The sequence below is a fragment of the Paenibacillus sp. MABNR03 genome (genome assembly GCF_050455445.1).
In the GTDB taxonomy this organism is placed as follows: Bacteria; Bacillota; Bacilli; order Paenibacillales; family Paenibacillaceae; genus Paenibacillus; species Paenibacillus xylanilyticus.
In genome coordinates this window covers 1,268,109-1,281,819 of the sequence record NZ_JBCIYR010000001.1, presented here as the reverse complement: position 1 = coordinate 1,281,819, position 13,711 = coordinate 1,268,109, and the positions used below count along the sequence as shown (strand labels likewise).

Here is a 13,711-nt window from a genome sequence, read left to right as displayed (position 1 = left end):
CGTGTCTACAGTCCATTAAATCATTTGAAGATAAAGAGAGTGTGACGCAAGTAAGGGGATGAGTAGCTGTCTGCCTTCATCTGATAATTATTGAGCTAGCTTGAGGGTGACTAAACTCACATTGGGTTCATATTAGCTACATTTATTGTGACTTTTTACATATTTCCATAGTGGATGAAGTGAGTTAGATTAGGTAAAATGATGGATGAGAAACGGTGTGATTTTATCATAAAGAAAGTTATTTCATTTTAGTGAAGTGTGCTTTAAACAAATATTTCGGCTTATTAAAAAAAGTATTACTCATGTTATAATAAGTTTCTTATTAAATATATATAATTTACTTTAAAAGGATGTTACTGCTATTAATACAGTAGGATTAGATGAATCTATCCCGGTTTACATAAACACACCATTTACTTCTTATATTCCTTTTATAGAATGGTTACTAGTCATTATTATTACACTCGCTGCTTGTATAATTCTTGTAAGAATAGGTACAAGATTAATAAAGCTACTCGATTTAATGATTATTGAAAAGACTAATAAACTTAAATTCACTTGGGAAAAGAACAATAAAAATAATGAAACTTAACAAAACCAAATCATATTTCCGATGAAGAATGCAGGATAGTATCGTATCACGAACTCATATACATATACTGATTCTTTTGATTAATAATTTGGATGATACTATGTAATAAGGGACTATGATGCTTAATTATTATTTCGTTTTGTGTTTAGGTTTAGTGTGCTTTTTTTGGTTACGGGATGGATGTTGTCAGTTTACAAGAGTGAGTGTAAAAGGGGATATTCCCGCACAAGAGTTAATCTTACTGTTAGACCATTTTTAACGTAATTTTGATGATTTAAACTGATGTATGCTTTCTGGAATCAGACTAAAAGTGAAACAAGAAGCTTTATCTTAGCCTTGCAAGAAAAAAAATGCGATAGTGACCAGTCACTCTCTGCGTTTTGGGTAGATACCTTCAAAAACTCTGCCTATGTACATTGGATCGATCTAGTTGAAGCGAAATATCCAGATGTCAAAAAAATCTCTACAAATGAATTTAAGCGAATACGCCAGTCATTTGCAGAATTGTTGGAAGAGAAGCGTGAAGTTTAATTCTGCCTTCAGTAATTAATTTCGTTATGTTCTGTAAGTCTTCTCGGTTAGGGAATTTGGTATTGAATTTAGCTTTAACTCCATAATTTTCAGCCTATTTTTGGGATTGATCCTGAGTTAAAGAGAAGAAGATTCCACCTTTTTTCAGAACAGCCCACCTCTATTAGAATCAAATTGCAATTAACTCTGCTCATATAGGAGTTTTAAAACGATTTTAAGAGAGCTTTGGAGGTAGATAATGTAGTAGACACAATACCTTCTTTCTGCGAATTTTGAATAGAATACATCTAAGTCCATATAGTAAACTCTAAGTTAAAAGCTTGTTCAATCCGCCATTAAACTAGGAAATCCCCTTAATAGTTGGTTGTTAATTCCAGAAATATGGAAATGAATGAAGGATAAAGGTTAGAGTTTACTTTGATGACTGGAGGAGAATGCGATGTCCACGATTAAAGAAATTTCGGAGAAAACCGGAATTACCCCATATACTCTTCGATTTTACGAACGGGAAGGGATCCTGCCATATGTCAAGCGCGATTCGAGTGGCAATCGAGTGTATGACGAAGAGAGTATGGATTGGTTGAATTTTATTTTGGCGCTGCGAGCGACGGGCATGCCACTTGCCGAGATCAGGAAATATGTGGGTCTATACCAAGAAGGCGAGAACACCCTAGAATTACGTAAACAAATGATGCTTATCCACAAGGAAAAAGTGGAGAAGGACCTCTCGGAAACAATTAAATCTTTGGAGCAAATCAATTACAAACTGGCACTTTATGACATGCAGGAAAAAGGATTGGCCAAGATGCTGCCCTAGATGTTGGTTTGCAACATTTCACTCTAAGATGGAGCGCGTTTCCCGGATGGAAATGCGTCTTTTTTGGTGCTTATATTAGAGTAAACTCTAATATATTTTCCGTTGTTATTTCCCTATTATTTCCACTTATTGTCTGTATCATCAAAAATTCCACGAATTTGTGGGGATTTCGCCTATGCAAATTATTTAATTTTTGAGACTTGACTTATATTAAACTCTAATTGATAACCTGGAATCAAGCCGACGATGAGTGGCTAATACAAGGACAAAGGGGAAGTACACATGAATACAAAAGTAGCAATCATCACAGGTGCAAGCAGCGGAATGGGAGCGGCCACGGCGAAACTTCTCGCTCAACACAATATTAAAGTCATGCTTGCCGCTCGCCGGGAAGACCGATTGCAGCAGCTGCAAGAAGAAATTCGTAACGCTGGAGGTGAAGCCAGCTACATGGTGACTGACGTCACTTCGCGTGTTGATCTGGAAGCATTGGCGGATAAAACGATTAAAGTCTATGGACAAATCGACATTTTGATTAATAATGCTGGGGTCATGCCTCTTTCGTTCTTCAAAAATTTAAAAGTCGACGAATGGGATAGAATGATCGATGTGAACATTAAGGGTGTTCTCTATGGGATAGCGGCAGTGTACAAACATATGGAAGAACGTAACGAGGGGCATATCATTAATTTTTCGTCCATTGCGGGACATATCATCTTCCCTTCAAGCTCTATTTATAGTGCGACCAAGCATGCTGTACGGATTTTAACAGAAGGTATGCGAACCGAATTGGGATCCACACAAAATATTCGGACAACACTCATCTCCCCTGGTGCGGTGGAGACCGAGCTGTACGATACCATTACCGATAACTCCATTTATCCGGCATTGGAGAAATTGGGCAGCCAGGAATGGAGTCAACTTGACCCAAGCGACATTGCCAGAACGATACTATTTGCAATCCAGCAGCCGACAAACGTAACCATTAACGAACTGATTGTCCGCCCCACGTCTCAAAGCTTATAACATTGTCTCCGCCAAAAACGGCAAGTAGTTCAAGCTCGCCCGGGAAGGACTGTACTAAAAACCTGGTTAGTTTTTTGAAGACTGATCCCCCTTTTATGAGACTGGGATCAAAACACCTTGAAAGTTTAAAGCAGCCAGTCGTCGATAATCAATCGGTGACTGGTTGTTTAGTTTTGTTTGAATGGAAATTGAGATTGAAGCTGCTCCTACTGCATAATCCGTTGTACACGTTCAGGGTTGATGTATGCGGTTTCTGTAAAACCAGTTAAGCCTCAGCTAGATTCAAACCGGTGTGACGTAATAGCGCATTACCATGTGAATAACCGCTTAGATCTCCAGCCTCACCGAGTATACCCGCTAGATTTGTTACGTGGATGCCTTGTATTTCAAGCAGGGTTTTTGCGTAAGGAATAGGTTCGAGAATAGTATGGAGCCCATGCTCAATCTGCTCAAGTTGTCGGAGTGCTTGAGTCGTGCCCACACTGGATTTTGCAAGTGAAATAAGCAGCTTATCGCGTTTCACTCCAGCATGGACGCTTCACATATTGCTTCCAACCAGCAAAAACTTGATGCGTAGTTAATTGACCGATCTCACTCGGTAACGGGAAGAGTCTGAGTGTGGCGATTGCACTGGTTCAGGTAAGGATCTTAGACCTGCCTCAGGAAAGACAACGTCTACCCAGCGATGAATCCGGTTGACGGCACTGTTGAGGCGCTTGGTAACTGTTTCTCGGTTAGCCATTAGAATACGTAGTTCTTCGTAAGTCTCGGAATGAAAACGAACAGAGAGTAGTACACATTTTTAATCAAGTCCGCAATAACAAGCGCATTTTTGTGATCGCTTTTAGAGGGAGTATTATCTCAGTTTTCCTTGTTCTTTTTGACAAGATCAGGATTAACTAGAACAGCTGCTAAACCTTGATCGGAGAGCCAGCGTGCTAGGTTGAACCAGTAGTGACCGGTGGGTTCCATGCCAACCAAGATTTTGTTCAGTTGGTGGGTTTTAAGTAAGTCCTCAATCCAACGTTTGAAAAGCTCAAAGCCTTCACGATGATTCCCAAATTGGAGCGGATTCCCTAGAGCATCCCACGAAAGCTGATGGCCCTGGCTACATGGGTCTCTTGAGCGATATCTACGCCGATCACTAAATGATGAACGGTAATGTTTTCAATGAATTAATTTAGTTTGTCTTGTGCTTTAAACTTCATGATAGAGCGACCTCCAGATGGGCTTTTTGAGGCAATGACCACGTGCGTAACGCGCTCTTTTTTATTCAAACTCCAAATATTCGTATTACAGGAATTCTAACGGGCAGCATAGCGTGGTAGCAGTCCCCGAATATAAAAATTATTAATTAAGCCAATTCTCTCCTATCTCACTATATATTTTTTGACCTTATCGCTGCTATTTGACTTTAATTGAATGATCGTTTATTATTCGACCATGAGATATAAGGATAAAAACAAAAATGAAGCTATTGTTCAAGCAACCATACAGCTTTTGAACGAGATCGGCTTCTCTGAAATTTCCATGTCTAAAATTGCCAAACGGGCTAAGGTTTCACCAGGAACGATCTATGTTTACTTCGAAAACAAGGAGGACATGCTGAGGAAGCTGTTTATGAATGTCGAGCAGAAGATTAGTTCGAGTATGTTCCAGGGTGTCCATCATCCAACGCCGGTCAAGGAAAGATTTGAACTGATTATGAACAACTATATTGAATTCATTCTTAACCATAAAGATGAATTCCTCTTTTATGAACAATTTTGCAATTCACCGCTTGTCGAGAATTTGTATCTTGAAGATTCCAGTATGATGTTCCAGCCTTTTTATAAATTGATTGAGGAAGGCAAAGATCAGAATGTGCTTAAAGATTACGATACCATGCTGATGCTAGTTTTGATTTATGCTCCTGTTACCGAGCTTGCCAAACAATATTACAGAAGAGAGTTTGAATTTAGTGATAAAAATGTGAAGGACTTGATTCAATCGAGTTGGGACGCTGTCAAAGCATAGGAGTCCTTCTTTTTTTAATTGTAAAATGAATGAACATTCAATTTTTATTGATTTTAATAAACCATTCGAGAGTGGGTACCTATGTCCAGTAAGGGAAGAACGGAATATCTAACATCCAAAAACTTCGTAAACGGGAGGTTTAAATATCCTGTTGAAACGCGTGTCGATTATAGCGTAAAGGCTTTACTCCCAATCTTGCGGCAATATATCAAAGGCAATCACAGGGCACGGCCGAAAGAAATACTTCCGATTCAGCGAATCGTGACACCTTTATCAAAGGAAGATGTTAACAAAGCGGCAGTTACATGGCTCGGGCACTCTACTTCGTTAATTCAGCTGGAGGGGCGGCTATTACTGATAGATCCGATATTTGAGCCCTATTCCTCTCCTTACAGGTTTGGCGGCAGACGTTATAGCGAACAACTGCCCATTGAAATCGAAGATCTTCCGCAGATTGATGCGGTGCTCATCTCACATGATCACTATGATCATTTGGATTACCGGTCGATCCGGAGATTAAAAGATAAAGTGAGAACGTTTTATGTTCCGCTTGGGGTCAGCAGTCATTTGGAAAGATGGGGTGTTGCACCTGAGAAGATTGAGGAGCTTGATTGGTGGAAGGAAGCCGGGTTTGAAGGTCTGAAGTTTCGCTGTACCCCGGCAAAGCATGCCTCGGGACGAGGTGTTTTCAAGCAAAATTCCACATTGTGGTGTTCGTGGATTATCGAAGGAAAACATACAAAGATATTTTACAGCGGGGATAGCGGCTACGGTCCTCATTTTAAAGAGATTGGTGATCATTATGGCCCTTTTGATCTGACGTTAATCGAGGCGGGACAATACGACGACAGTGGGTGGTGGCCGCTGCATATGCTGCCCGAGGAGACGGTTCAAGCCCACATTGAACTTCAAGGCAACATATTGCTCCCGGTTCATTGGGGCGCATTTACACTCGCGCTCCATGACTGGGATGAACCGATCAAGCGTGTTCTCAAGGCTGCGGCTGAAAGAAACGTCGTCATCGCGGTACCTCGCATAGGTGAAAGTGTTGAGATTGGTTCTTCTGAAATACCATCGGTTCCATGGTGGAGAGATATTATTTGAAGGGGGTGATTCATGTAAAAAGCGGCATATCCAACGATGATCATTTACTTATAAAAAATGAAAGATTTCCAGTTCGAAAAAATGAATAACTATTATTAGGAGGCATATATGAAATACTATTTCTTAGGAAAAAGCGGATTACGCGTCTCGGAGCTTGCTCTTGGCACCATGACTTTCGGTACGGATTGGGGATGGGGCGCAGGCGCGGATGAAGCCCGGAACATGCTGGACATCTACCTCGACCGGGGCGGAAATTTCGTTGATACGGCCAGTGGATATACGAACGGAAGCTCGGAAAACATGTTGGGTGAAATTCTGGGCGAGCGTCGTAAGCGTATCGTGCTTGCCACGAAATATACGATGAATACGCATCAAGGCGACCCGAATGCAGGTGGAAATCACAGAAAAAGCATGATCCGCTCGGTCGAAACGAGTCTGTCGCGAATGAAAACAGATTATATCGACCTGCTGTATTTGCATTCCTGGGACAACACAACGCCGGTTGAGGAAGTGATGCGGGCTATGGATGATCTTGTACGAGCGGGCAAGGTGCTTTATGTAGGAATATCGGATACGCCGGCCTGGCAGATTTCGCGGATGCAGACGATCGCCGACCTGAGAGGGTGGTCGCCTCTGGTTGCGCTGCAAAATGAACACAGTCTGATCGAGCGAACGTCGGAAAGAGAGCTCACTCCGATGGCTCAGGAGCTGGGGCTTGGGGTTGTTGCCTGGTCGCCTCTGGCCAACGGTCTGCTGACCGGAAAATATTCAAGAGAGGATTTGCAACAGCAAAGCAAGGAATCCGAAGGCTGGAGCTCGCGGGTAACCATGATGGCTAACCATGGTATGCTGAATGAGCGGGTATTTAATATTGTGGATGAAGTCAAAAAAGTAGCAGATGAAGTGAACGCCCCGGCAACGCATGTCGCGTTGGCATGGCTAAGAGCACAATCGTCGGTTACATCCATTTTGCTGGGGGCAAGCAAAGCCGGACAGCTTGAAAGCAATTTGGATATGCTTGATTTGCAGCTTACGGAGGAACAACTGCAAAGGCTCGACACGGTAAGCGCGATTGAGCTGGGGTTTCCACATAAGTACTTAAATGACCCTGCAAACCTGTGGGGAGTCTTTGGGGGCGTAGCCGTCGAGCGCCGCTAAGATATGTACAAACACCTTCAAGTGATGGTTACCTTGTCGTTAGATATGGTAATTAACTTGGAGGTGTTTTTTTAGTAGGGAACTTTATGTCAATGTACAGACAGATTTAATTTTTTTATGTACAGACGTACAGATTGCTTTTATATATATAAAAGGATAATCGGATAGATAACAGGAAACATAATTCAATAAACAAAATGAGGTAGCCTACATAGTGATCGGTTGCCTTTATTAAGCTAACGGGCAGGATAGTTTAAGATCATTCACGCTGTGAGGACAAGAACATTGTACCAGTGCCGAAAAGGACAGGAACATTGTGTCATTTCGGATTAGGTAGTTATCTAACTAGTATCATGAAGGGAACTCCTGTGGTAAAGAGGTTATTCAGTTTACACAAAATTCTTGACGCTGCCATGGATGAATGTAAATAGTACATATAGAGGTAATTAAATTTGAAGAGTTCCTAAGTACACACGATAGGGACGTCCGTCAAAATTAAGTAATCGCAAGATGTTTAATGCTATTCTTTATTTTGCCTAAATGTCGAGGAACAAGAACATGGTCCCATTGAAGTCGCTATTTTAGCGGCTTTTTTATTTTATCGGTACAAGTTCGTGTCCCAAGCCAAGGACAAGAACTTGTACCGATTGCCGGAATGGACAAGAACATAGTCCGATTACCGATTAGATGAATATCTAATCATTGATAACATGCACTTAAAGCTTTATTAAGTACCATATTACATTAGCGAAGTTTAATCTCACCAAGCTAGAGCCAAAAAGAGTCCCTTTTTTATGGTCCTCGTTTAATTCATTGGAGTTAATTACAATTTGTTATAATCTCCGTTTGGAAATTCTAGTAAAAAGGTTACACATAAATAGAACTATCGCTCCTTAAAAACAGCATCTAACAAAGAGTAAACTGTAGGATAGATTTAGAATTGAGGGTTGAGACAATGACAAAGATACAGATTCCTGTGGATCAAATGACACATACGGTTGGACTGTTTAAGTTAGGACACGGGCACTTGCAGCAAATTCTGGATAAATTAAACAGCCATCTTACTCCGTTGATTGGAGGATTTGAAGGGGAGACAGCTGAGCGTTTTGCCCATCTATACCGCTATGCGGAGAAAAACTTGAATAACACTCTGGAGCTGCTCCACATGGTGTCCCTACGCTTGGAACAAATACGAGATCGCTTTGTGGATACCGATTCAACTATGGTTAATATATCTTCGTTACTAGAGTATCAGGCTAACCCAGGTACACCCCGTACCAACGATCTCGTATGTGGCCCCAATGATCCACCTCCTAAACGAAGTATCGAGGAACATGTGAATGCCTTCTTTAATGAGGCTGGGGAGAATGTAGCTACAATTGGGGATTCTATCCTCCAACTAGGCAAAGATTTTATTGAACATCCTCTGGATACCACGGGGGAGCTTTTGTATGATAATACCATTGGTACGATCACTGACATAGGGAACGGAATTGCCTTCACATGGAACTATGGTTGGGACAATGGAGATACCCGCGAACAGGCAGAGAAGACAATAGCGGCTGAGTTCGATAAAATGAAGCAAGAGGGCGGGGCAGAGTATGCTGCAAATATTACAACTTCCATGCTCCTTGGCGTTTTCGGTAGAAAAGTTGGAATAAAGTCCATCGATGATAGGCAGCATCATTCACCTCATACCGATTCGGGTGGAAGTAGTGGAAATGGGATGAATTCTCCAATGGATAGTTATTCTGGAGAGCCCTTTCACTATAGCCAAGAACCTACAAAAAGAGGTGGCAAAAGTATTGCAGATCAAATTACTGAACGTGGTTGGAATGATCAACGACTGAGTGAAGCTACAAATGAACCGGCAGGGACTGTAGACTGGGTTGATCAAAGAAAAGGACAGAATAATGCACCGGTTACAGTATATTATCACAAAGATAGTGGTTATGTTGTTAGAAGAAATGATACGGGAGAAATTATTCAGGTTAGTCAAGTGGATGACCCCGATTGGAGCACATACTGGTCAGATGATGACATCAAGTGGGTTAAATAGATTCAATGAATTTAAATCATAAGTAGGGAGTAGAGCATATGGTCGATAATAATACCTGGAGCACGGAGTATTCTTCTGTTGATATGCGTGCAGTAAGGCTAGTAGAAGAAAAATGGGGTATACAGTTTCCTTCAGAATACATTAAGTTTATTCAAAAATATCACGGTGCAGAGCCTGTACAACGGACGTTGAATATCAATGGAAAGAAAGTTATGTTTTCTTCCTTCTTAACCTTCATCGCATTTGATGATCTTGATATATTAGATGTATATAATGAGCAAAAGAACAGTCTTCCTCTTAATCATTTTCCTTTTGCTATAGATGAGGAGGGTAACCTCTTTTGCTTTTATTTCAGCAACTTGCCTCATCCCAGTATTATTTATGTAGAAACTATACGTTCTGCCGATCCTCATGATATTTATATCGCCTCAGACTTTACAGAGTTCATGCAACAATTTAATTAACTGAGCTAACTTTGAATTATGGCAAAGCGGGTCAATCTTTATGTAGATGACCCCAGAGACTGTCCAGAAGGTTTCATGGTGGATCCTAGCTATGATGAAGCCATACATATTAGGTTAACATTCCACCCTAGAGCACGACTTAGGTGAAGATGTAAATGGAAATAAGTTGCGTAACCCGGTTCGACGTAAAAATATGTATGAAACTTTACTGGCTGCTCAGCGAAGAGGGTTTATCAACAAAGTTATAGAGAATTGTCATTATCCGATTACATTGAATAAATACTCCGGTTAATTTAAGACTGATGATAATCTATCTCGTACGTATTATACTGGATGGTCAGAATAGATTAACGCTTCAATAAACTTGCCCTCTTATCCATGCCAATAATGAGGAGATAATAAATGATTGATATACAGCGACTATACGAAAAATATCTGACCTTAGAGATACCCAATCCTTTTACATTAGAACAAATTCATAACCGGCTAACTGAAGCCTATTATGCTGAACAAGTAGATCTCAATGTTTTTTCTAGTTTAAGGTTTGATCCTGAAGCAGGCTTTGATCAAGCTCTTGCTGCGTATGTTTTTAAAGATGAGAGAGGTATCCAGAAAATTTTAAAGCTCAACAACGACGAGGAGATACACGAACCTTTCGAATTTGCTTGGATCATTAATTCAACGTTGCAAGGCTTTTCTCACATGTTGGTTCTTGAAATCGATGTGCTTCGAGGAAAGATAGAGGAAGAGGAAATGTATTTAGGAAATCTTCCGTTCGAAGAGTACTTAATTACACTCTATTTGACGGGGCACATTCAGTTTGAGGATGACTTGTTCATTAACAAGTTGGCGGCTCGTTTCCAGGAGGGTTACCGATTACGTTACTTTGGGATGCAAAATGGTGATGAAAAGTATTTATTGTCGAGGGACAAGAACATATTCCCATTGAAGTCGCTAATTTAGCGGCTTTTTTATTTTATCGGTACAAGTTCTTGTCCTTTGCTCGGGACAAGAACTTGTACCGATTACCGGAATGGACAAGAACATAGTCCGATTGCCGATTAGGTGTATATCTAAACATTAACCACATGCACTTCAAACTTCATTAAGTACCATGATACATAACAATGTTTAAATTGTTTAAGGAAAACTGACACGCTGAGAGGTTAAACACGATCAGCTAGACATTAATAAAGCGAAATATCAGACTGAAACTGTCAGTTGAGGACAAGAACTTCTACCGATTGCCGAGAGGGACAAGAACATGTTCCTATTTCCGATTAGATATATCTCTAAACAATGACCATATGTACTTAAAACCTCATTAAGCACCTTAATACATGAAAATATTCAAATTGTTATGGGACAACTGATACGCTTATAAGGTAAACACAAGTGTTAAAATTACGAAATATCGGTAATGGAACTATTGGTTGAGGACAAGAACATAGTCCGATTGCCGATTAGATGAGCATCAAAATAGAAAACGATGTGATTTAAATCTCAGCGTACTGTAGCACAGTTTTCAATTTTTTATGGAATAAACAGCTCGATAAAAATAAAAATAAACGGATATGTATTAAAAAAAGTGAAATATTGGCACTAGAACTAGCTACTGAGGACAAGAACTTGTACCGATTACCGAATTAGACAAGAACATGTTCTCATTGTCGATTAGGCGTTTATCTAATCGTTATTAAATCATTAAACTAACGGGAACCGATAGCTCAATAATATAAAAAAACAGCCGACCAACTTATAATGTATGTAGTTCATGAACTATCTCAAGGTACAAGTACACATGCTCAGGACAATAGCCTTGCTAAGATTCGTGAAGACCGTTACGAATGCAACGGAGTCATAACGTTACTGAGTGTATTGATCTGCAATGATTTAATTTCACATAGTATAAGCCTGATTTTTCTCCACGACGAATGAAAAGAAATCAGGCTTTGTATTATAATTTGTATTGCATTAGAATACGATCAACTAACTTTCAGAAGACATGGCAATGGCTTTCGTTTCATGAACTGTCCCGTAAGGATGCTCAGGCGGCGCATAGATCACGTACACTTTAAGAGGTATACTGCCTGTGTTGGTGATATTGTGCCATTTTCCAGCAGGCACCATAACGGCATAGTCCTCACAGGCCATCGTTTGAAAATTCAATTTGTCTTTCTCGTCTCCCATTTGCACAAGTCCCTGACCTTCTTCAATCCGTATGAATTGATCGGTTGTCGGATGGACTTCCAGACCGATATCTTCGCCAACACGGATACTCATCAGAGTCACTTGAAAATGCTTTCCTGTCCATAGAGACGAACGATAATTTTGATTATACTTTGCGGCTTGATCAATATTGATTACAAGTGGTTGTTGTCCATAATCTCTCAATTCTATATTTCCACCAGGGTGACTAAGGTTCACATTTCCATGGCGATACGGAGGGCTGAGCCCCTGTCCGTTGTTATTCGGGATGTTAGGCATCGGATTATGCCACTGATTTTGATGAAATAATCTATGGTACATACTCATTCTCCTTTTGGTGAAGTGTTTACTCACACTCTATGCAGCTGCCTATATATAGATATACAACATTTGCAAAAATGGGCAGGAGCCTATGACGTGGAACGTTTATATAAGGCTCTAGGCGTAAGAAAATGGACATGGAAAGCAAAAGCGGAGAAGGTGGTGAAGACGAGAGACAATGAAAGATATCCTGTACAAATACCTGTCAAGATGGACTTCTCTTAGTAAGAAAGATCAGCAAGCCATAGTGAACGAAATCCGTTTGGAGGAGTATCAAAAGGAACCGTTCTATTTACTCAAGGAGATAACCTTACAGCTTGCTATTTCATCTTGAAAGGCTGTGTAAGGCAGTATTTGATTGATGAGGATAGCAGAGAGACCACGTCTAATTTTTATACCGAAGAGTAAGCCATCGCGATCGTCAATCATCATAAACCAGATAAGTCTTCCGATTACACTTTTGTAAGCGTAGAAGATTCGGTTATGGTGGTGGGCGATCTGGATAAGGAAATGGACATGGACATGAAACATCCTCAATTGGAATCCATAACTCGCAGAATGATGGATGAGAATTTTGGCCAGGTCCAGAATGAATTCGTTGCTTTTATTGCTTCTTCGCCTGAAGAACGCGTCAAGACACTCTTAAATAAACGCCGCTCTCTTATCTATCATCAAAGGTTTACTTAAAAGAGGCTCTTGCAACGTGACTTGCAATCAATCCTTTCTTGGAGTTCCTCAGTAAACAGTGTCAGTCACTTGCATAAACTTCGTTGGTGCGGAATACGCCGAGAGGAATGGCCTAGAAGTAGGTTATTATGTGGCAAGCAAAAAAATGAAACAAAACTACTTATAGTATTTGAGTAAACGAGCCAACCAGCTTAGTGGTGGGCTTTTTTTATGAATTTTATTGCTCTTAACATACAAAGTTTAAAAGGGATATAGGTCAATTTCTGTTTTCCAGAGGTTTGGAGCGACATCAAGTGAAAAGATTGGCGGTTTTTTGTGTTTAACCCGGACCAGATAAATTATGAATGGAAATGGGAAAGTAAACGGCAATCGGTACATGTTCTTGACCCAGCTGAAAATCAAATAACCAAGATATTCAAAAAAACAGTCTAGATACTTGTTATAAAATCAAATTTTTGAATCCGTGAAACCGAAAAGATTAATTGTTTATTTGTTTAACCTGGACCCAGATAAATTGAGGAGTGGAAATCCTTTAACGGTATATGTTCTTGTCCTCCGATGTAGAACGACATAAAGTTAACAACCAAGAAACCCCTTATAAAACAAGGAGTTTTTGATTATTGGTAGGGAACTTTGTGTCAATTTTTAGTGACATAAAGTTCCCTACCATCCTAGAGAACAAAAGAAATTAAGAGGTAACTACATACAAAGGGCAATCCTCATGTACG

12 protein-coding genes and 1 pseudogene are annotated in these 13,711 nt (G+C 40.2%); 11 read left to right on the top strand and 2 right to left on the bottom strand.

The window, feature by feature from the left end; genetic code table 11:
• Positions 1–1,562: 1,562 nt before the first annotated feature.
• Both AAIH57_RS05440 and AAIH57_RS05435 read left to right on the top strand, forming a co-directional pair.
• Positions 1,563–1,940: a MerR family transcriptional regulator gene (locus AAIH57_RS05440; RefSeq protein WP_175398559.1), complete on the top strand. Its 378-nt coding sequence runs from the start codon at positions 1,563–1,565 to the stop codon at positions 1,938–1,940.
• Between the two features lie 282 nt (positions 1,941–2,222).
• Positions 2,223–2,966 carry an SDR family oxidoreductase gene (locus AAIH57_RS05435; RefSeq protein ID WP_175398558.1) on the top strand — a complete coding sequence of 248 codons (744 nt, stop codon included), beginning with the start codon at positions 2,223–2,225 and terminating at the stop codon, positions 2,964–2,966.
• Between the two features lie 861 nt (positions 2,967–3,827).
• On the opposite strand, the gene AAIH57_RS05430 is transcribed toward AAIH57_RS05435, so the two are convergent.
• Positions 3,828–3,986, bottom strand: coding sequence for an IS110 family transposase (locus tag AAIH57_RS05430; RefSeq protein ID WP_312884377.1), 159 nt, complete (start codon positions 3,984–3,986; stop codon positions 3,828–3,830).
• 402 nt (positions 3,987–4,388) lie between these two features.
• On the opposite strand from AAIH57_RS05430, the pseudogene AAIH57_RS05425 reads away from it, so the two are divergent.
• From AAIH57_RS05425 to AAIH57_RS05395, 7 genes and pseudogenes are all read left to right on the top strand, one after another.
• Positions 4,389–4,565, top strand: a pseudogene (locus tag AAIH57_RS05425) (TetR/AcrR family transcriptional regulator); the annotation flags it as partial.
• Between the two features lie 3 nt (positions 4,566–4,568).
• The gene (locus AAIH57_RS05420) at positions 4,569–4,982 is read left to right on the top strand and encodes a hypothetical protein (RefSeq protein ID WP_430021336.1); all 414 of its coding nucleotides are present in this window, start codon (positions 4,569–4,571) and stop codon (positions 4,980–4,982) included.
• Between the two features lie 81 nt (positions 4,983–5,063).
• The gene (locus AAIH57_RS05415; RefSeq protein WP_430020832.1) at positions 5,064–6,086 is read left to right on the top strand and encodes an MBL fold metallo-hydrolase; all 1,023 of its coding nucleotides are present in this window, start codon (positions 5,064–5,066) and stop codon (positions 6,084–6,086) included.
• A 108-nt stretch (positions 6,087–6,194) separates the two neighbouring features.
• Entirely contained in the window at positions 6,195–7,244 is a 1,050-nt protein-coding gene (locus AAIH57_RS05410) for an aldo/keto reductase (protein WP_175398555.1), read from the top strand.
• A 955-nt stretch (positions 7,245–8,199) separates the two neighbouring features.
• Entirely contained in the window at positions 8,200–9,303 is a 1,104-nt protein-coding gene (locus AAIH57_RS05405; RefSeq protein ID WP_430020831.1) for a colicin E5-related ribonuclease, read from the top strand.
• 38 nt (positions 9,304–9,341) lie between these two features.
• Positions 9,342–9,767 carry an SMI1/KNR4 family protein gene (locus AAIH57_RS05400; protein ID WP_430020830.1) on the top strand — a complete coding sequence of 142 codons (426 nt, stop codon included), beginning with the start codon at positions 9,342–9,344 and terminating at the stop codon, positions 9,765–9,767.
• Between the two features lie 402 nt (positions 9,768–10,169).
• On the top strand, positions 10,170–10,730 hold the full coding sequence (locus AAIH57_RS05395) for a pyruvate kinase (protein ID WP_430020829.1): 561 nt from the start codon (positions 10,170–10,172) through the stop codon (positions 10,728–10,730).
• Between the two features lie 1,026 nt (positions 10,731–11,756).
• Here the strand turns inward: AAIH57_RS05395 and AAIH57_RS05390 are convergent.
• Positions 11,757–12,296 (bottom strand): cupin domain-containing protein, encoded by a 540-nt coding sequence (locus tag AAIH57_RS05390; RefSeq protein WP_430020828.1) that lies wholly within the window; start codon positions 12,294–12,296, stop codon positions 11,757–11,759.
• A gap of 330 nt (positions 12,297–12,626) precedes the next feature.
• On the opposite strand from AAIH57_RS05390, the gene AAIH57_RS05385 reads away from it, so the two are divergent.
• Entirely contained in the window at positions 12,627–12,704 is a 78-nt protein-coding gene (locus AAIH57_RS05385) for a hypothetical protein (protein ID WP_244908241.1), read from the top strand.
• A 75-nt stretch (positions 12,705–12,779) separates the two neighbouring features.
• Complete coding sequence (locus tag AAIH57_RS05380) at positions 12,780–12,983, top strand: hypothetical protein (protein WP_310140507.1); 204 nt, start codon at positions 12,780–12,782, stop codon at positions 12,981–12,983.
• Positions 12,984–13,711: the final 728 nt, after the last annotated feature.